Source organism: Sphingomonas sp. (genome assembly GCF_017304635.1).
GTDB lineage: Bacteria > Pseudomonadota > Alphaproteobacteria > Sphingomonadales > Sphingomonadaceae > Sphingomonas.
Window position 1 is genome coordinate 300,067 of record NZ_JAFKMA010000003.1, and the last position, 17,344, is coordinate 317,410.

The 17,344-nt window shown below is 66.3% G+C and carries 20 protein-coding genes; 11 read left to right on the forward strand and 9 right to left on the reverse strand.

Going from position 1 to position 17,344, the window contains the following annotated elements; translation table 11 throughout:
* Nucleotides 1-156 precede the first annotated feature (156 nt).
* A complete protein-coding gene (locus J0I47_RS11055) occupies nucleotides 157-1,311 on the forward strand; it encodes an acyl-CoA dehydrogenase family protein (RefSeq protein WP_294047050.1) in 1,155 nt (384 codons plus the stop codon).
* 138 nt (nucleotides 1,312-1,449) lie between these two features.
* Here J0I47_RS11055 and J0I47_RS11060 read toward each other — a convergent pair whose 3' ends face one another.
* The gene (locus J0I47_RS11060) at nucleotides 1,450-3,021 is read right to left on the reverse strand and encodes an ABC-F family ATP-binding cassette domain-containing protein (protein WP_294047051.1); all 1,572 of its coding nucleotides are present in this window, start codon (nucleotides 3,019-3,021) and stop codon (nucleotides 1,450-1,452) included.
* Between the two features lie 314 nt (nucleotides 3,022-3,335).
* On the opposite strand from J0I47_RS11060, the gene J0I47_RS11065 reads away from it, so the two are divergent.
* Complete coding sequence (locus J0I47_RS11065; protein WP_294047052.1) at nucleotides 3,336-4,682, forward strand: DEAD/DEAH box helicase; 1,347 nt, start codon at nucleotides 3,336-3,338, stop codon at nucleotides 4,680-4,682.
* Nucleotides 4,683-4,829: 147 nt separating this feature from the next.
* Here the strand turns inward: J0I47_RS11065 and J0I47_RS11070 are convergent, their stop codons facing one another.
* Both J0I47_RS11070 and pyrC read right to left on the reverse strand, forming a co-directional pair.
* Nucleotides 4,830-5,495 (reverse strand): nitroreductase, encoded by a 666-nt coding sequence (locus J0I47_RS11070; protein WP_294047053.1) that lies wholly within the window; start codon nucleotides 5,493-5,495, stop codon nucleotides 4,830-4,832.
* On the reverse strand, nucleotides 5,492-6,532 hold the full coding sequence (gene pyrC / locus J0I47_RS11075) for a dihydroorotase (protein WP_294047054.1): 1,041 nt from the start codon (nucleotides 6,530-6,532) through the stop codon (nucleotides 5,492-5,494). The genes J0I47_RS11070 and pyrC overlap by 4 nt, the downstream gene beginning before the upstream one ends.
* A 151-nt stretch (nucleotides 6,533-6,683) precedes the next feature.
* Between pyrC and J0I47_RS11080 the strand changes: the two genes are divergently transcribed.
* From J0I47_RS11080 to J0I47_RS11090, 3 genes are read left to right on the forward strand one after another with little or no spacing between them, the layout of a single operon-like run.
* Nucleotides 6,684-7,151: a GNAT family N-acetyltransferase gene (locus J0I47_RS11080; RefSeq protein WP_294047055.1), complete on the forward strand. Its 468-nt coding sequence runs from the start codon at nucleotides 6,684-6,686 to the stop codon at nucleotides 7,149-7,151.
* A gap of 50 nt (nucleotides 7,152-7,201) precedes the next feature.
* Nucleotides 7,202-7,915 carry a folate-binding protein gene (locus tag J0I47_RS11085; RefSeq protein WP_294047056.1) on the forward strand — a complete coding sequence of 238 codons (714 nt, stop codon included), beginning with the start codon at nucleotides 7,202-7,204 and terminating at the stop codon, nucleotides 7,913-7,915.
* A complete protein-coding gene (locus tag J0I47_RS11090) occupies nucleotides 7,894-8,460 on the forward strand; it encodes an AAA family ATPase (protein WP_294047057.1) in 567 nt (188 codons plus the stop codon). Before J0I47_RS11085 ends, J0I47_RS11090 begins: the two co-directional genes overlap by 22 nt.
* On the opposite strand, the gene J0I47_RS11095 is transcribed toward J0I47_RS11090, so the two are convergent.
* From J0I47_RS11095 to J0I47_RS11110, 4 genes are all read right to left on the reverse strand, one after another.
* Entirely contained in the window at nucleotides 8,439-9,764 is a 1,326-nt protein-coding gene (locus tag J0I47_RS11095) for a UDP-glucose/GDP-mannose dehydrogenase family protein (protein ID WP_294047058.1), read from the reverse strand. The genes J0I47_RS11090 and J0I47_RS11095 overlap by 22 nt on opposite strands.
* 290 nt (nucleotides 9,765-10,054) lie before the next feature.
* Nucleotides 10,055-11,188, reverse strand: coding sequence for an OmpA family protein (locus tag J0I47_RS11100; protein ID WP_294047193.1), 1,134 nt, complete (start codon nucleotides 11,186-11,188; stop codon nucleotides 10,055-10,057).
* A gap of 117 nt (nucleotides 11,189-11,305) precedes the next feature.
* A complete protein-coding gene (locus tag J0I47_RS11105; protein WP_294047059.1) occupies nucleotides 11,306-11,686 on the reverse strand; it encodes a DUF2793 domain-containing protein in 381 nt (126 codons plus the stop codon).
* Nucleotides 11,687-11,867: 181 nt separating this feature from the next.
* Nucleotides 11,868-12,056, reverse strand: a complete 189-nt coding sequence (locus J0I47_RS11110) for a hypothetical protein (protein WP_294047060.1) — start codon at nucleotides 12,054-12,056, stop codon at nucleotides 11,868-11,870.
* A gap of 32 nt (nucleotides 12,057-12,088) precedes the next feature.
* On the opposite strand from J0I47_RS11110, the gene J0I47_RS11115 reads away from it, so the two are divergent.
* Entirely contained in the window at nucleotides 12,089-12,421 is a 333-nt protein-coding gene (locus J0I47_RS11115; RefSeq protein ID WP_294047061.1) for an isochorismatase family protein, read from the forward strand.
* Nucleotides 12,422-12,887: 466 nt separating this feature from the next.
* Nucleotides 12,888-13,169 carry a hypothetical protein gene (locus J0I47_RS11120; RefSeq protein WP_294047062.1) on the forward strand — a complete coding sequence of 94 codons (282 nt, stop codon included), beginning with the start codon at nucleotides 12,888-12,890 and terminating at the stop codon, nucleotides 13,167-13,169.
* 185 nt (nucleotides 13,170-13,354) lie between these two features.
* Here J0I47_RS11120 and J0I47_RS11125 read toward each other — a convergent pair whose 3' ends face one another.
* Nucleotides 13,355-13,771 (reverse strand): VOC family protein, encoded by a 417-nt coding sequence (locus J0I47_RS11125; protein ID WP_294047063.1) that lies wholly within the window; start codon nucleotides 13,769-13,771, stop codon nucleotides 13,355-13,357.
* A gap of 47 nt (nucleotides 13,772-13,818) precedes the next feature.
* Between J0I47_RS11125 and J0I47_RS11130 the strand changes: the two genes are divergently transcribed.
* The 4 genes from J0I47_RS11130 to J0I47_RS11145 all read left to right on the forward strand — a co-directional run bounded on the left by J0I47_RS11130 (nucleotide 13,819) and on the right by J0I47_RS11145 (nucleotide 15,420).
* On the forward strand, nucleotides 13,819-14,247 hold the full coding sequence (locus J0I47_RS11130; RefSeq protein ID WP_294047064.1) for a hypothetical protein: 429 nt from the start codon (nucleotides 13,819-13,821) through the stop codon (nucleotides 14,245-14,247).
* 1 nt (nucleotide 14,248) lies between these two features.
* Nucleotides 14,249-14,668: a helix-turn-helix transcriptional regulator gene (locus tag J0I47_RS11135; protein WP_294047065.1), complete on the forward strand. Its 420-nt coding sequence runs from the start codon at nucleotides 14,249-14,251 to the stop codon at nucleotides 14,666-14,668.
* Nucleotides 14,668-15,156: a hypothetical protein gene (locus J0I47_RS11140; protein ID WP_294047066.1), complete on the forward strand. Its 489-nt coding sequence runs from the start codon at nucleotides 14,668-14,670 to the stop codon at nucleotides 15,154-15,156. The genes J0I47_RS11135 and J0I47_RS11140 overlap by 1 nt, the downstream gene beginning before the upstream one ends.
* 69 nt (nucleotides 15,157-15,225) lie before the next feature.
* The gene (locus J0I47_RS11145; protein WP_294047067.1) at nucleotides 15,226-15,420 is read left to right on the forward strand and encodes a hypothetical protein; all 195 of its coding nucleotides are present in this window, start codon (nucleotides 15,226-15,228) and stop codon (nucleotides 15,418-15,420) included.
* On the opposite strand, the gene thiC is transcribed toward J0I47_RS11145, so the two are convergent.
* Nucleotides 15,417-17,303 carry a phosphomethylpyrimidine synthase ThiC gene (gene thiC, locus J0I47_RS11150; RefSeq protein ID WP_294047068.1) on the reverse strand — a complete coding sequence of 629 codons (1,887 nt, stop codon included), beginning with the start codon at nucleotides 17,301-17,303 and terminating at the stop codon, nucleotides 15,417-15,419. The two genes, J0I47_RS11145 and thiC, sit on opposite strands and share 4 nt — an antisense overlap.
* Between the last annotated feature and the right edge of the window lie 41 nt (nucleotides 17,304-17,344).

Below are 17,344 nucleotides of genomic sequence, written 5' to 3' on the forward strand. Positions count from 1 at the left end.
GACCCATCTCCCGGCCGATGTCTCGATCGCGCTGCTGCGTTTGCCGCTGCGTTTGGCGATGGGCCCCCGCTTTCGCGGGGGTGACGGTCGGGCTTTGGGTTGACCCACCCGGCAATCCTCCGCACACCACCGAAAAGGTTGCAGGAGAGGACTGATATGACCCCCGACGCCGTGCCCGGCCGCTTCGCGTACAACGAGGATCACGAGGCGTTCCGCCAGACCGTGCGCAGCTTCCTGCAGAAGGAGGGCGTGCCGCACGTCAACGAATGGGAGCAGAACCGGCTGGTCCCCAAGGATTTCTGGGTGAAGGCGGGCGAGATCGGGATGCTGTGCCCGACCGTGCCGGAAGCATATGGCGGGCTCGGCCTCGATTTCGGCTACAATGCGATCGTCGACGAGGAGATGTCGTACGTCGGCGTGCCGGCCGGCTTCTCGCTACAATCGGACATCGTGTGCGGTTACCTGGAGGCGTACGGGTCGGAGGAGCAGAAGCGGCAATGGCTCCCCCGCCTGGTCAGCGGCGAGACGATCACCGCGATCGCGATGACCGAACCCGGCACCGGATCCGACCTCCAGGCGATCCGCACCTCGGCGAAGAAGGACGGCAACCACTATGTCGTCAACGGCAGCAAGACCTACATCACCAACGGCCAGAATGCCGACCTGGTGCTGGTCGTCGCCAAGACCGATCCCGACGCGAAGCCCGCCTACAAGGGCATGTCGATCATCCTGGTCGAGGCCGATCGCGAGGGGTTCAAGCGCGGGCGCAAGCTCGACAAGATCGGGCAGGACGCCGCCGACACGTCGGAACTGTTCTTCGAGGACGTACGCGTGCCGATGACCAATTGCCTGGGCGAGGAGGGCAAGGGCTTCATCTACCTGATGAGCCAGTTGCCGCAGGAACGCCTGTCGATCGCGATCGGCACGCAGGCCAGCGCGCAGAAGGCGTTCGACGAGACGGTCGAGTTCACCAAGACGCGCAAGGCATTCGCGGGGATGGTGTTCGATTTCCAGAACACGAAATTCGTGCTCGCCGATCTCGCCGCGAAATTGCAGGTCGGCTGGGCGCATCTCGACTGGGCGATCCAGCGGCATCTGAAGGGCGAGCTGACCCCGACCGAGGGCGCGGCGGCGAAGCTGTGGCACACCGAATTGCAATGGGAAGTGATGGACAAGTGCCTCCAGCTCCATGGCGGCGCGGGGTACATGAACGAATATCCGATCGCGCGGATGTGGCGCGCGGCGCGGGTGAGCCGGATCTATGGCGGGACCAACGAGATCATGAAGGAGCTGATCGGGCGCAGCCTCTAGGCGCGACCATGCTCGCGCCGGTCGCGCGCAGCGCGAAGGGCAAGCCGGACGGCGGACGGCGCCAGCCGATCCGGCCGACGGCTTTGCCGGCGGCCCGCTAGCCGGTCCCGTCACCCCGGCCTTGATCCGGCACGACGCTCACAACCCCACCGCCCGATCGACCCCGATCGCCGCGAGAAACGCCGGGTCGTGGCTCACCACGAGCACCGCCCCGTCATACCCGCGCAACGCCGCCTCCAGCACCTCGATCGACTCGACGTCGAGATGGTTGGTCGGCTCGTCGAGCAGCAGCAATTGTGGCGGTCGCGCCGCCGACAGCACGCAGGCCAGCCCGGCGCGCAGCCGCTCGCCCCCCGACAGCGTGCCGACGACACGCAACGCCGCCTGGTTGCGGAACGCGAACCGCGCGAGCGCGGCATGCGCCTCGTTCTCGGTCAGGTCGGGATTGAGCGCGCGGCAATTGGCGAAGATGGTCGCGCGTGCGTCGAGCAGGCCGACATGCTGGTCGAGCAGCGCGATGCGATCCGACCGCCACACGCTCCCCGCGACCGGCGCGATCGCCCCCGCCCCCAGCGCCAGCACGCTGGTCTTGCCCGCTCCATTGGCGCCGGTCAGCGCGACGCGCTCGGGCCCGCGGATCGCGAGATCGACCGGCCCGATCCGCCGCTCCCCGCGCGCGATCACCGCGCCGTCGATCCGCAGCAAGTCGCGCGACGAGGACAGGCCGGTCGGCGGCACGTCGATGACGAGCGGCGTCACCACCTCGACGCGTGTGCGTGCGTCGCCGTGCACGGCCGCCGCCTCGCCGACCTGGCGCTCGGCGAGCTGGCCCTGCCGCCCCGCCGTCGCCTCCGCGCGCCGCTTCATCGCGCCGAGCACGATCCTGGGCGCGCTGCCCGAAGCGGCGAAGACGCGGCCGGCCTTGTCGCGCCGCGCCTGCTTCTCGGCCCGCACCTGCACCGCGCGTTCGGCATGACGCAGCCCCGCCGCCGCGCGGTCGAGCTTGGCCGCCGCCGTCGCGCGCTCGGCATCGCGGACCGCGACGAAATCGGACCAGCCGCCGCTCACGACCCGGCACCCGACCGGGGTCAGCTCGACGATCCGCTCCATCCCCTCGAGCAGCGTGCGATCGTGGCTCGCCACCACCACCCCGCCGCGCCAGCGCGCGATCAACTCGGCGATCGCCGCGCGACCATCGGCGTCGAGATTGTTGGTCGGCTCGTCGAGCAGCAGCAAATCGGGCGCCGCGATCACCGCCCGCGCCACCGCGACGCGCGTGCGCTGTCCGCCGCTCAGACTCGCGAGCGGCCGGTCGAGCGCGATGCCGTCGAGCCCGACCTCGGCGAGCGCCTGCGCGACTCGCTCCACCAACGTCCAGTCGGCGGCGGCGAAGTCTGCCTCGTCCCCTTCCCCCGCCTCGATCCGCCGCAGCCGCGCGAGCGGCCCCGTCACGTCGAGCGCCTCGGCCAGGTCGATCGTCGGATCGGCCCAATCCTGCCGCAGCAACACGACGCTGCCCTGCCGCGCGATACTCCCGACGGCCGGGGCGACCTCACCCGCCATCGCGCGCAGCAAGGTCGACTTGCCGCACCCGTTGCGCCCGATCAGCCCGGTGCGCTGGCGTCCGAGCGACAGGGTCAGATCATGGAAAAGCGGACGGCCGTCAGGCGTCGAAAGCGACAGCGAATCCAGTGTGATGAACGAAGACATAGGGCACCTGAGCAAGAAGGACGGATCGGGCGATCGTCGTCTTGGTCAAGGCTGCCTCCATCACCGGCGGGCGCGCGTGCCCGGCTCGCCCCTCATGTATCCTTGCCGCCCGCCCGACGCAAATCTTGACTTTTTGCACCGCAGCATGCATATCGCGGGTATCGAGGCGTCATGCAGCGTGATCGTTCCGCCAGGAACAGGCTCCGCCTCGGTCGTTCAGCGACAGGCTTCCCAAATCACGCGGGGTGTCATTTTCCCCCGCCGCCCGTGCGTGCCGATGGCGCGTGCGTGAGGCATTTCAGAAGAGAATTTTCATGACTAATTTCACCGATCTCGGTCTCGCCGAGCCGCTCGTCCGCGCGCTCGAGGCCAAGGGCTACACCAACCCCACCCCGATCCAAGCGCAGGCGATCCCGACCGTGCTGGAGGGCCGCGACCTGCTCGGCATCGCGCAGACCGGCACCGGCAAGACCGCGGCGTTCGTGCTGCCGTCGATCCAGCGGCTGGTCGAAGCGGGCAAGCGCGTCCTGCCGACGCACTGCCGCATGCTCGTCCTCGCGCCGACCCGCGAGCTCGCCAGCCAGATCGCCGAGAGCGCGCGCGCCTATGGCAAGTTCAGTCGCATGTCGGTCGCGACCGTGTTCGGCGGCACCAGCATCAACAAGAACCGTCAGGACATGAGCCGCGGCGTCGACATCCTGGTCGCGACGCCGGGTCGCCTGCTCGACCTGGTCGAACAGCGTTTCGTCAGCCTGAACCTGATCGAGACCCTGGTGCTCGACGAGGCCGACCAGATGCTCGACCTGGGCTTCATCCACGCGCTCAGGAAAATCGTGAAGCTGGTGCCGAAGCAGCGCCAAACCTTGTTCTTCTCGGCGACGATGCCGGCGTCGATCCGCGAGCTCGCCGGCCAGTTCCTGGTCGATCCCGCGACCGTGTCGATCAAGCCGGCGGCGACCACCGCGGAGCGCGTCGATCAGTACGCGACCTTCGTCAACCAGGCCGAGAAGCAGGCGCTGCTGACCATCACGCTGGCCGATCCGGCGATCGACCGCGCGCTGGTGTTCACGCGCACCAAGCACGGCGCCGACCGCGTCGTCCGGCTGCTCGGCCAGAACGGCATCGCCGCCAACGCGATCCACGGCAACAAGTCGCAGCCGCAGCGCGAGCGCGCGCTCGCCGCGTTCAAGTCGGGCGACGTACCAATCCTGGTCGCGACCGACATCGCCGCGCGCGGGATCGACGTGTCGGGCGTCAGCCACGTCATCAACTTCGAGATCCCCAACGTGCCGGAACAGTACGTCCATCGCATCGGGCGCACCGCGCGTGCCGGCAATGACGGGATCGCGATCAGCTTCGTCGCGGACGACGAGAAGCCGTACCTGCGCGATATCGAGAAGGTGATCCGCCAGAAGGTGCCGCTGAAGGCGCTGCCGGAGAATTTCCTGGCCGAGTCGGCGCGGCTCGCGTCGGTGCGCAAGAAGGCCGGCCCGGTCGAGGTGCCCCGCGACGAACGCCCGCGCGGTCCGAGCGGCCAGCGCCCGCCGAAGAAGACTCACGATGCGCGCCCGGCGAATCCCTATGCCCCGCGCGGACGCGGCGGCAACCGCCGGCGCGGTCGCGGCGGCGGTGGCGCGGGCCGGGCGCAGGCGAGTGCGTGATCGTTACCCCCTCTCCCATCGGGAGAGGGGCAAGGCGCGAAGCGCCGCGGGGTGAGGGCTAAGTCGAAACGCTTTCGACCTAGCCCTCACCCTTCCCACTCGGCTACGCCTCGCGGGCCCCTTCCCTCTCCCAAAGGGAGAGGGGTTTTACAGTCGTTCGCTCAACCACTCCCCCGCCGGCGCCCGCTCGCTGCGCAGGCGGTTCGCCGGTTCGGCGACATCCTCGTACCCGATCGCCATGCCGCAGAAGAGCATCCGCTCGGCCGGCGTACCCAGGAACGTCTCGATCGTCGTCGGGTACATCGCCCAGCATTCCTGCGCGCAGGTCGCGAGGCCCGCCTCGACCGCGAGCAGCATCACGTTCTGGAGATACATGCCGAGGTCGGACCATTGCGGCGGCCCCATCCGGCGATCGACCGTGCAGAACAACGCCGCCGGCGCGCCGAAGAACTGGAAGTTGCGCGCGAACCACGCCCGCCGCGCCGCCTTGTCCGCGCGCGCGATCCCGACATGGCCGTACATCGCCTCGCCGACGCCGAACGTGCGATCGCGGTACGGGGCGTGGAACTCGGAAGGATAGATGGCGTAGCCCGGCGGTTCGGTTTCGCCGGCGGCCAGCTTCGCCGCCATGATCGCCTTCAGTTCGACCAGGCTCGCGCCGCTGACCAGGTCGATGTGCCACGGCTGGATGTTGCCGCCGCTCGCCGCGCGCGACGCGCGGGTCGCGATCTCGCGCAGCAGCGCCGGATCGACCGGCCGGTCGAGGAACCCGCGTACCGACCGCCGCGCCGCGATCGCGTCGGCGACGGTCACGCGACCATCTGCCAGCCGAGCGTTTCGCCGGCGTGGAACGGCACCAGCTCGGTCGCGCCCGCGCCGATCCGCGACGGCACCGCGACCGGGCGGCGTTCGAGCATCACCGTGCCCTGGTTGAGCGGCAGGCCGTAGAAGCGCGCGCCATGCTCGCTCGCGAATCCTTCGAAATGGTCGATCGCGCCGTCCTCGTCGAACGCGGCGAGATAGCTCTCCAGCGCGAACGGCGCGTTGTAGATGCCCGCGCATCCGCAATCGCTTTCCTTGCGGCCCACGCCATGCGGCGCGCTGTCGGTGCCGAGGAAGAATTTCGGGTTGCCCGATACGGCGGCCGCACGCACCGCCAGCCGGTGCCGCTCGCGCTTGACGACGGGCAGGCAATAGGCATGCGGGCGCAGGCCGCCGTCGAACAGCGCGTTGCGGTTGAGGTGGAGGTGCTGCGGCGTGATCGTCGCGGCGATCGTCGGCCCGGCGTCGCGGACGAAGTGCGCGGCCTGTTCGGTCGTGATATGTTCGAGCACGACCTTGAGACCGGGGAAATCGGCGACCAGCGGCGTCAGGATGCGATCGATGAACACCGCCTCGCGATCGAAGATATCGACCGTGCGGTCGGTCACCTCGCCATGGATCAGCAGCGGCATGCCGATCGCCTGCATGCGGTCGAGCGTCGGCCACAGGTTGCGGATGTCGGTGACGCCGTGCGCCGAATTGGTCGTCGCATGCGCGGGGTAGAGCTTGCACGCGGTGAACACGCCCTCGCGATGCCCGCGCGCGATCTCGTCCGCGTCGGCGGCGTCGGTCAAGTAGCAGGTCATCAGCGGCGTGAAGTCCGCACTCTCGGGCAACGCCGCCAGGATCCGCTCGCGATAGGCGATCGCCGCCGCGACCGTCGTGACCGGCGGAGTCAGATTGGGCATCACGATCGCCCGCGCGAACTGCCGCGCCGTCGCGCCCGCGACCGCCGCCAGCATCTCCCCGTCGCGCAGATGGACGTGCCAGTCGTCGGGGCGGCGGATGGTCAGGGTATCGCGAGCCACAGGAAACTCCGTTCGGTCCCGGACCTGATCCGGGATGGTCGAGGTCCTGCCCTTATCGGCGGCGGCCTGGGAACGAAAGGGCGACGCGCATGCTTCGCGCGTGCCGGGCACCGTCGCACCGTCGCCACGATCCGGCGGTATCGGCCGGACGATGATCGTGATCCGTCGCGCATGCTTCCCCGCCGATCGCGCCGCCGTCGTGGCGATCTGGCGCGCGTATCTGGCGAGTACGGCGACCGACCTGTCGTTCCAGAACAACGAGCGCGAATTCGCCGACCTGCCGGGCAGATATGTGGCGCCGCACGGCACGATCCTGCTGGCCGACGATGGTGGGACGATCGTCGGCTGCATCGCGATGCGCCGCGTCGACGATCGCATCTGCGAGATGAAGCGGCTCTATGTCGGCCCCACCGCGCGCGGACGGGCGCTCGGCAAGCGACTGGTCGAACGGCTGATCGCGGAGGCAACGGCGGCGGGCCATGCGGAGATGCGGCTGGACGTGCTCGCCGAATTCGCGGCGGCGCGGCGGCTCTATGCCAGTCTCGGGTTCGGCGACGCACCACCGGTCGCGGTCAATCCGGTCGCGGGCACCGCGTTTCTCGGCCGCGTGTTGCGGTGAAATCGCACGTCCCCGTTCCAATCGCGCGATCGCGATCTAGATAACAGGCCATGACCGAGACCGGAACGATGCTGGCCGACCGCGCGCTGATCCGCGTGAGTGGGGACGATGCGCGGGGATTCCTGCAGGGGCTGGTGACGCAGGACGTGGCAACGCTCGATGCCACCGCGCCGCGCTGGGCGGGGCTGCTGACGCCGCAGGGCAAGGCGCTGTTCGACTTCCTGCTGTGGGCCGACGGCGACGCCGTGCTGCTCGATTGCGAGGCGGCGGAGGCGGACGCGCTGGTGCGGCGGCTGAGCCTCTATCGCCTGCGCCGCGCGATCGCGATCGAGCGCGTGGCGGGGGCGGTGCATTGGGCGACGGATGGCCCGCTCGGCGTGCGCGACCCGCGGCTGGCGGCACTCGGCAAGCGCTGGCTGGGGATGCCGGGGGAGGCGGCGAGCGACTGGCGCGCGCATCGGCTGGCGCTCGGCGTGACCGAGGGCGTTGCCGAGCTCGGCCAGGACAAGATCTTATGGCTGGAGGCGAATGCGGCGGAGTTCAACGGCGTCAGCTTCGCGAAGGGCTGCTATGTCGGGCAGGAGAATACCGCGCGGATGCATTACCGCGCGAAGGTCAACCGGCGGCTGGTCGTCGCCCCGATCGCGCCGGCCGGCGACCGCACCCGCGCGGCCTATCCCGAACTGGGCCTGATGGTCGAATTGCGCCGGGTCGAGGCGCTGGGCGATGCGATCGTGCCGGAGTGGCTGGCCGCCGCGCTGTGAGCGCGGCCGGCGCCGACTGCTTCGTCATGATCTCGGGCTGTTCGGGTGGGGGCAAGTCGACCCTGCTCGCCGAACTGGCGCGACGCGGCTTCGCAACGGTGGCGGAGCCGGGGCGGCGGATCATCGCCGAGGTGCGCGCGGGGCGCGCCGGCGCCTTGCCGTGGGACGATCCCGCCGGATTCGCGCGGCACGCGATCGCGATGGCGGTCGCCGATCACCGGGCAGCGCGCGGGCTCACCTTCTTCGATCGCGGCGTGGTCGATGCGGCGGTCGCGCTGGCGACGACGACGGCAGAGCGGGCGGACGATCTGGTCGCGCGCCATCGCTACGACCGGCTATTCCTCGCGCCGCCCTGGCCCGACATCTACGAGCAGGACGCGGACCGCCGGCATGGCCTGGCCACGGCGCTGGCCGACCATGATCGCGTCGCGGCGGCCTATCGCGCTGCCGGCTACGATGCGATCATGCTACCGCGCGCCACCGTCGCGGAACGCGCCGATTTCGTGCTCGACAGGCTTGGCGTTCAGCGCCCGACCGACGAATAGGTGAACCCGGCCTTCGCCACTTCGTCCGCGCGATAGACGTTGCGCAGGTCGACCATCACCCGGCCGCTCATCACGTCGGCCAGCCGCTTGAGGTCGAGCGCGCGGAACGTGTCCCACTCGGTTACGATCGCGACCGCATCGGCACCGGTCGCGGCCTCGTACGCGCTCGAGCAATAGGTGACGTCCGGCATCAGCGCGCGCGCCGCGTCCATCCCCTCGGGATCGAACGCGCGGACGGTCGCGCCGGCGTCGAGCAGGCTCTGGACGATCGCGAGGCTCGGTGCGTCGCGCATATCGTCGGTGTTGGGCTTGAAGGTCAGGCCCAGGATCGCGACCGTCCTGCCCTTGGCCCCGTCGCCATTGTCCGCACCCATCGCATGGAGGATCTTGCGCCCCATTGCCCGCTTGCGGCTGTCGTTGACCTGCACCACCGCTTCGACGATCCGCACCGGCGTCTCGTGATCCTCGGCAGTCTTCAGCAGCGCCAGCGTGTCCTTGGGGAAACACGACCCGCCGTAACCGGGGCCGGCGTGGAGGAATTTCTTGCCGATGCGATTGTCGAGCCCGATCCCGCGCGACACGTCCTGGACATTCGCGCCGACCGCTTCGCACAGATCGGCGATCTCGTTGATGAAGGTGATCTTGGTCGCAAGGAACGCGTTGGCAGCGTATTTGATGAGCTCCGACGTGCGGCGGCCGACGAACAGGATCGGGCTCTCGTTCAAATAAAGCGGACGATAGATCTCGCGCATCACGCCCTGCGCACGCTCGCCGTCATTGCCGTCCTCGGTGCCGATGACGATGCGGTCGGGGCGCTTGAAGTCGCCGATCGCGGCCCCCTCGCGCAGGAATTCCGGGTTGGAGACGACAGCGATGGCGACGTCGGGCCGCTCGTCGCGCAGGATCTGTTCGACCCGGTCGCCGGTGCCGACCGGGACGGTCGACTTCGTCACGACGACGGTCGGACCGGTCACCGCGGCGGCGATCTCCTTGGTCGCCTCGAACACATAGGTCAGGTCGGCATGGCCGTCACCGCGGCGCGAGGGCGTGCCGACCGCAATGAATACCGCGTCGGCCCCGGCGACGGCAGCGGCGAGATCGGTCGTGAAGCTGAGCCGCCCGGCCGCGACATTGGTCGCAACGAGCTGTTCGAGACCCGGCTCGTAGATCGGCATGCGCCCGGCCTTGAGCGCGGCGATCTTGCCTTCGTGCTTGTCGACGCAGATCACGTCGTGGCCGAAATCGGAGAAGCAAGCCCCCGACACCAGGCCGACATAGCCCGATCCGATCATCGTAATGCGCATGGGATTCCTCGAGAAAACGCAGTGATACGCCCGGCCCTCCGCCGGTTCATTCACGCGCCGTCTAGCGGAACTTCGCGATTTTTCCAGCGGGATCGTGGTGAAAGGGTTGGCGGGTTGAACGAGTTGCCGGCTGCGATTCTGGAGTCATGCTGATCGCTACGATCAACCTCGATTACGGTGGCGGTCGATGGCCAAGTGAAACTGTGCGGCTATCCCGCTTTAGCACTCCACGAAAAAGGGAGGCCGGTTGCCCGACCTCCCCAATTCTTTCTTCCGAAACGTCGGAGGACTTACTGACCCGAACCCGGACCGTAGGTAATCTCGACGCGACGGTTCTGGACCTCGCGGACGCCGTCGGCGGTTTCCACGCGCGGGTGGGTTTCGCCGAACGCCTGCTCGGTGATCGCGGCGGCCGAGATCGAGTGAGCGACCATATAGGCCTTCACCGAATCCGCGCGACGCTGCGACAAGCCGACGTTGTACTGAGCCGAACCTGAACGGTCGGTGTAGCCCGCGACCATGATCGAGGCGTTGCCGCAGTTCGCGTACTGACCGATCGCGTTGTCGAGGATCGACGCGGCTTCCGGCGTGATGTCCGACTTGTCCCACTCGAAGAACACGATGAACGGTCCCGGCGAGCACTGGACGACCGGAGCCGGGGTCGGCTCGGGCACCGGCACCGGCGCGGGCGGCGGAACCGGAGCCGGCTCGACCGGAGCGGGCGGCGGCGGAGTCGGCACGCCGAAGTTGAAGGTGAAACCACCCATCAGGCTGTGGGTGCGGTACTGCCCCTTGTAACCACGACCAGCCACGTCGACGAGGCGAACGTTAGGCGCGGTGAAGAAGCGATACTTCAGCGTCGCGTCGATCGTGTTAGTGATCGGCGCTCGGACACCGGCAATCGCCTGATACGCGAACACCGTGTCCGAATCGTTCAGGAAGTTGCCATAGCTGTTGAGCCCGTACTTGCTCTTGACGCGAGCGACACCGACACCGCCGCCGACGAAGCCCTGCAAGCCGTCATCGTCGCCGAAGTCGAGCATGCCGTTCAGCATGAAGCTCAGCGCCGTGGTGCGGCCACCGGCATAATTGTAGTTGCCGGCAGGTGCCGAGGTCAACGCGCCGGACGCAATGTAAGCCGGGACCGTCACGCTCGAGCGGACGCCCTTGGAATTGGCCGACTTGTAAGCAACTTCCGCTTCGATGCGGAACGCACCGAGGTCGTAACCAACCGTACCACCGACGTCGTAGCCGTAGCGGTGATCGATCTGCATCGCATCGTTCGTCGAGTTGATGTTGAAGTGAATGTCTTCAACGATCATCGCGCCACCTTCGACGCCGACGTACCACGCCTTGTCACGCGCCAGCGCTGGCGTCGCGAGTGCGGTTGAAGCAAGCGCCACGGCAATGGCAAGCTTACGCATCTGTATCCCCTTTCGAATTGTCACTACGGACAGCGCAAACTCACTACTCAATGGTTGGTTGCGGCGCAAGCGAAACAAAACTGGTCGCTGTGGCGCGACGGCAACACTTATCTACGCTCAACTTATCGCAAGTCCTTGATCGCGCAGCATCCCGAGCATCGCCGCGATCGCCGCCCGCGCTTCGGCGTCGACCGTCGCGCCGCCCGATGGTGCCGCGATCGCGGTGGCCGGTCGCCACGCCCCGCCGACATAGCGCGCGAGGAAGTTGGTGCCGGCGACCCACGCCGCCATCCCCTCGACCGGATCGACGAAACGCCAGCCGCCGTCGGTCCATCCCGCCAGCCGGTGCGGCATGCCGGCCCAGACACCGGTCGGACCAGCGCCGACGATCCAGCATTGCCCGACCACCGGCGCGGCGGGCGGCGTGTCGGTCCCGAGCGCGACCACGCTCGGCTGCACGAGCAGATCGAGCACGACGATCGCCTCGTTGTGCGTCATCTCCTTCTGGGCCTGGCCGGCAATTCTTCAGCGTTTCTGTTATGTACCGAACGAGCGTGACGCTGTCAAGCAGAAATAACCTGTTTGGTTATCATAGGCGTATTGGCCCGTTGCGGGGCACGGATCGATGATGGAGAGGCTGGGCAGGCTGCGGTAATGCAGCGTTCGACCGACAGGGGGATCAGCGAGCGGTATGCGGGCGGCACTCGTGATAATCGACATGCAGATGGTGATGCAGCAGCGGATCGACGCCGGCCGCGAGCATGTCGGTGCCGACGCACCGACAAACGTCGCCGCGCTCGCGGCGGCCTTCCGTCGGGTGGAAGGAGCCGTCATCCACGTCCGGCATCGCGAAACCGATCCCGCTCACCGCTGCATATCGATGCCGATGGCTTTCCCGCCATGCCGTGCGCGATCGCGACGGAGGGCGAGCCGGTGTTCGTCAAGCACAGTTCATCGGCGTTCGCGACGACCGGCCTCGAAGGCCATCTGCGCACGGAAGGTATATCGCGGCTTTACGTCGTCGGCGCGGTCGCCGGGTTCTGCGTCAATTCGACGGTGCGGGCGGCCGCCGACCTCGGCTTTGCGGTCAGCGTCGTGCACGACGCGGTCATCGGTTTCGACCTGCCATCGGCGAACCTGGACGCACGGACGATCTTCGACGTCACGATGGGGTTGCTGGCGGCCGATTTCGCGAGCGTGATCGGCACGGCCGACGCGATCGCCGCGCTGTAGGGGGCGTCTCGGCCGCATTCTGTTGTCGGTCCGCTCGACCCGATCGCGTCCCGCCGCCAAGCGGACGCTGCCCCCCTCCCGCCAAGCCCGGCTGGGAGCCGGACAGTCCGCACGCAGCGCGGAGATCTGTCCGCGCTCGCCGATCCGCGACCATACCCAGTTTCACACGACTTCGTGCCCGAGGGTGTTCGTCGTCGGCTATCCGATGGTCTTGCGCGGGGCGGTCGCTGGGGCGACCGACGGGCTTGCGCGCGGAGGTCGCCGGGGCGACCAATCGGCCCGGGCGGCGTCAGCGTGGAAATTCGCATCGCTATTTTCACGGCCGATGTCCCCATCCTGCAACCCTCTCGCCGCAAACGTGTTTATTGCGCGCTTGCCACGGTCCCGCCTTATTTGGCATGAGGGGACGCGCGGCCGGTTTGCATTCGGTTCCGCACTTACGGTTCCGCTACTAGGGGATGCTTTGATGAAGAAGATGCTGATCGTCGCCGCCGCTGCCGGCATGCTGTCGCTGGCCGCTTGCGACCACAAGACCGACGCCGCGCAGAACGTTGCCGACAACGCCTCGAACACCGCCGACATGATCGACAACACCGCCGCGATGGTCCGCGACAACGCGTCGAACACCGCCGACGAAGTGAAGGCGATGGGCGAGAACAAAGCCGACGCACTCGAGAACAAGGCCGACGCCGTCCGCGCCGCCGGCGAGAACAAGGCCGACGCCATCGACAAGGCCGCCAAGAAGTAAGGCGGGCCGGAGCCGCGAGCTCCGCTCGCGGCGGCCCACCGGGCCGGCCTGCCCGGCCGGCAGGTCGGCGCAGCCGAACCTGGCCGACGGCTTTGCCGGCGGCCCGCTATAGAAGAAACGGCGGAGGGCAACCTCCGCCGTTTTCTTTTGCCCACACTCTCACGCGCCCCGTACCAGCCGCCCGCTCACGCCGCCGCCGGATGCCCGTCCGCGAACTGCACCAGGTCCCACAGATTGCCGTAGAGATCGGCGAACACCGCGACGCGACCATAATCGTGGGTCACCGGCGCGCGCACCCATTCGACCCCGGCGGCGGTGAAAGCGGCATGATCGCGATCGAAATCGTCGGTGGCGAGGAAGAGAAAGACTCGCCCGCCCGCCTGATCGCCGGCATGGCGCGCCTGGAGCTCGTTCGACGCGCGCGCGAGCAGGATGGTGGTCGCCCCCGCCGCCGCACCCGGCGGCGCGATCGTCACCCAGCGCTTGTCCTGCGCGGGCTGATAGCTGTCCTCGACCAGCGTGAAGCCGAGCTTGCCGACATAGAAAGTGAGCGCCTCATCATAGTCGCGAACGACAAGGGCGATATGGGCTAGGTAGGGCACGGAGCCCCTCTTGAAATGTGTTAAGGGTACTCTTAACATTCTTGACTATGAGTGCCTCTGAAGACGATTCGCTGGAGCAGATCGGATGTGACCTGTTGGCGGAACATTCAGGGGCTCAAGTGGTCATCAAGCGGACCATGAGGAAGGTTTATGATGCATTGGAGGATCGGGCGAAGGGCCGCTTCGAGGCGGTGATGAAACGGTGGTGCGATAATCCTAGTCATCTGACCACCGAGATGTTCAACCCGAATGAGGGGCGGTCCCCAAGGCACAATGTGATGCTGCAAGCATTCAAGAATAACTCTGCGAAAGCACGGCTTTATGGCTTTGCGAAGGCTGTTTCCAATCGTAAGTCCTTCATCATTATTGACGCAGATGTGGCAAAGAAACAAAACAAGGCTGACCCGAATATTCTCAAGCGAGCAAAGGGTCGCGTGGATGACTTTCTAGATCAATATGGCACGAAGGATAAATAAGATGTCTAATCATGACATGAACGAGCGAAACGCCGTTTTTGCCGAGGAAGCCTTCATCGTCGACACTCAAATCCTTCTTGATCGTATCATGAAGGAAAAGAATATCTCTCGAGCCGATCTTGCTCGACTGATGGGCGTTTCTCGCGCTCGCGTCACGCAAGTTTTTTCGGATGATTGCAAGAATTTCACCCTTCGCCTTTTGGCTCGGGCCATGTTTGCGTTGGAGGAGAAACCCGAAATCACTTGTGATTTTCATATCGCCGATCTGCGACAGAAATGGGAGCAGCATGTTCTCGAGATGGCGAGATCCACCGAAAATGTCGTGCCCATGTGGGACGACGACACAGACATCCAAAACTGTGCGCCCGCGAACGACAATAGGATGATTGGGTTGGCGAAGCATTATAGAATGGCGGCTTGATGAGCGACATTTCCACAGAAATGGCAGAAACCGCCCCTAAAAGCGAGTTTTCTGGTGCCGAGTACAACGCTGTTGCTAAAGGCGCAAAACTTGAGGGCATTAATCTGCTTTCGGTAGCGTTTAATATTCAGCCGGAGTTTTTGGTCGATCAAAAAGATTGGAAGTTGAATTACGGTAGGAGAGTGCTATCTTGCAATTACTCGCCCGACGATAACAGCGTTATTGCAATCCTTCAGTACCACGTGACGGCAAAGTCTGGCCGAAAACGCGCACTTCATTGCGTCGCGGATTACGGTGTGTTCTATCAAACGCCTGACGGGGCAACCCACGACGCGGCCGTCGGCTTTTGCAAAAACGTGGGTACTTTCGCTGCCTACCCGTACTTTCGAGCGCTCTTTGCTCAACTTGCCAATGAGGCAGGCGTCCGGCTGCCCCCGCTTCCCACTATCGCGTCTACGGCGCACATTCCGCCCAAGGAGGAAAAATGACCAAATGGAACGTCAGTCATGACGCTAAAATAGGAGGTCATCCGACCTTCCAGAGCTAGGATAAACCAAATGAATCGCAAGTCCTCCCCGCCTGTGACTGCAGAAATGGCAGCTGAAATCAGATTCTTGCGGGCCAAAAAGGGACTCTACAATCATCAGATTGCGGCCCTTTTTGGCATTAATCAGGGTCGAGTTTCTGAGGTGCTCACCGGAAAGCGGTTTCCGGCGGTGCCGCCGGCTCAGGGCTCGTTGTTCGATACCTAAGATGGATTGATGGGTAAATACAGATCACCGACTTCGCGGTAGGTTTCGCTCATCGCGGCCATCCCCGCCTCCGCCTCCTCGGCGGCGAGGAACGTCTCCGCCCCCGCATTCTGCTTCGCCGCGAAGTCGCGCACTTCCTGCGTAATCTTCATCGAGCAGAATTTCGGTCCGCACATCGAGCAGAAGTGCGCGGTCTTGGCGCCCTCCGCCGGGAGGGTCTGGTCGTGATACTGTTCCGCCGTGTCGGGGTCGAGCGACAGGTTGAACTGGTCGCGCCAGCGGAACTCGAAGCGCGCGCGGCTGAGCGCGTCGTCGCGCATCTTCGCGGCCGGATGCCCCTTCGCCAGGTCGGCGGCATGGGCGGCGAGCTTGTAGGTCACCACGCCGACCTTCACGTCGTCGCGGTCGGGCAGGCCGAGATGCTCCTTGGGCGTGACATAGCAGAGCATCGCCGTGCCGTACCAGCCGATCATCGCCGCGCCGATGCCACTGGTGATATGGTCGTAGCCGGGCGCGATGTCGGTGGTCAGCGGCCCGAGCGTGTAGAACGGCGCCTCGCCGCACGCCGCGAGCTGCTTGTCCATGTTTTCCTTGATCTTGTGCATCGGCACGTGGCCGGGGCCCTCGATCATCACCTGGACGTCCTGGGCCCAGGCGCGCTTGGTCAGCTCGCCCAGCGTGTAGAGCTCGGCGAACTGCGCCTCGTCATTGGCGTCGGCGATGCTGCCGGGGCGCAGACCGTCGCCGAGCGAATAGGCGATGTCGTACGCCTTCATGATCTCGGTGATCTCATCGAAGCGCTCGTAGAGGAAGCTCTCCTTGTGATGCGCCAGGCACCATTTCGCCATGATCGACCCGCCGCGGCTGACGATGCCCGTCACGCGCTTCGCCGTCAGCGGCACGTACGGCAGCCGCACGCCTGCGTGAATGGTGAAATAGTCGACGCCTTGCTCAGCCTGCTCGATCAGCGTGTCGCGGAAGATCTCCCACGTCAGGTCCTCGGCCACCCCGCCGACCTTTTCCAGCGCTTGGTAGATCGGCACGGTGCCGATCGGCACGGGCGAGTTGCGGATGATCCATTCGCGCGTGTCGTGGATGTTGCGACCGGTCGACAGGTCCATGACGGTGTCTGCGCCCCAGCGGATCGCCCAGACCATCTTGTCGACTTCGCTCGCCACGTTGCTGGCGACCGCCGAGTTGCCGATATTGGCGTTGATCTTGACCAGGAAATTGCGGCCGATCGCCATCGGTTCGGATTCGGGATGGTTGATGTTGTTGGGGATGATCGCGCGGCCGCGCGCGACCTCGTCGCGGACGAATTCGGGCGTCACGTAATCGGGAATGGCGGCGCCGAAGCTTTCGCCGTCGCGCACATAGTCGCGCAACATCTCGCGACCGAGATTCTCGCGCGTCGCGACATACTCCATTTCCGGCGTGACGATGCCGCGGCGGGCATAGTGCATCTGGCTGACGTTCATGCCCGGCTTGGCGCGCAAGGGGCGCTTGACGACGTTGGGGAACGGATCGACCCCGCCCGAGCGATCGGGACCGAGCTGGCCGTTATCCTCCGGCCGCACGTGGCGTGCGTCATAGCTTTCGACGTCGCCGCGCGCCTCGATCCACTGGCGGCGGAGGTTGGGCAGGCCGGCCTGGATGTCGATCCGCGCGGTCGGATCGGTGTAGGGGCCCGACGTGTCGTAGACGTTGAGCGGCGGCTCACCGCTGGTGGGTTCGAGATCGATCGCGCGCATCGCGACCTTCAAGGGGCCGACATGGATCTTACGGCTCCCCCGGATCGGGCCGGTGGTGACGCCGATTTCGGTGCGGGCGGGCCGCTGGCCGCCTGCGGCGGCCAGTTCAATCCTCGAATCAATATCGGCCATGGGTGTTCGCTCCAAGTTACGGAGCGAGGCCACGGATTTCG

Excerpts from the sequence above, each read along its gene's own strand:
- J0I47_RS11055 (WP_294047050.1), top strand. The coding sequence starts at position 157 with ATGACCCCCGACGCCGTGCCCGGCCGCTTCGCGTACAACGAGGATCAC.
- J0I47_RS11060 (WP_294047051.1), bottom strand. The coding sequence starts at position 3,021 with ATGTCTTCGTTCATCACACTGGATTCGCTGTCGCTTTCGACGCCTGAC.
- J0I47_RS11065 (WP_294047052.1), top strand. The coding sequence starts at position 3,336 with ATGACTAATTTCACCGATCTCGGTCTCGCCGAGCCGCTCGTCCGCGCG.
- J0I47_RS11080 (WP_294047055.1), top strand. The coding sequence starts at position 6,684 with ATGATCGTGATCCGTCGCGCATGCTTCCCCGCCGATCGCGCCGCCGTC.
- J0I47_RS11085 (WP_294047056.1), top strand. The coding sequence starts at position 7,202 with ATGACCGAGACCGGAACGATGCTGGCCGACCGCGCGCTGATCCGCGTG.
- J0I47_RS11095 (WP_294047058.1), bottom strand. The coding sequence starts at position 9,764 with ATGCGCATTACGATGATCGGATCGGGCTATGTCGGCCTGGTGTCGGGG.
- J0I47_RS11100 (WP_294047193.1), bottom strand. The coding sequence starts at position 11,188 with ATGCGTAAGCTTGCCATTGCCGTGGCGCTTGCTTCAACCGCACTCGCG.
- J0I47_RS11105 (WP_294047059.1), bottom strand. The coding sequence starts at position 11,686 with ATGACGCACAACGAGGCGATCGTCGTGCTCGATCTGCTCGTGCAGCCG.
- J0I47_RS11115 (WP_294047061.1), top strand. The coding sequence starts at position 12,089 with ATGCCGTGCGCGATCGCGACGGAGGGCGAGCCGGTGTTCGTCAAGCAC.
- J0I47_RS11120 (WP_294047062.1), top strand. The coding sequence starts at position 12,888 with ATGAAGAAGATGCTGATCGTCGCCGCCGCTGCCGGCATGCTGTCGCTG.
- J0I47_RS11130 (WP_294047064.1), top strand. The coding sequence starts at position 13,819 with ATGAGTGCCTCTGAAGACGATTCGCTGGAGCAGATCGGATGTGACCTG.
- J0I47_RS11135 (WP_294047065.1), top strand. The coding sequence starts at position 14,249 with ATGTCTAATCATGACATGAACGAGCGAAACGCCGTTTTTGCCGAGGAA.
- J0I47_RS11140 (WP_294047066.1), top strand. The coding sequence starts at position 14,668 with ATGAGCGACATTTCCACAGAAATGGCAGAAACCGCCCCTAAAAGCGAG.
- J0I47_RS11145 (WP_294047067.1), top strand. The coding sequence starts at position 15,226 with ATGAATCGCAAGTCCTCCCCGCCTGTGACTGCAGAAATGGCAGCTGAA.
- thiC (WP_294047068.1), bottom strand. The coding sequence starts at position 17,303 with ATGGCCGATATTGATTCGAGGATTGAACTGGCCGCCGCAGGCGGCCAG.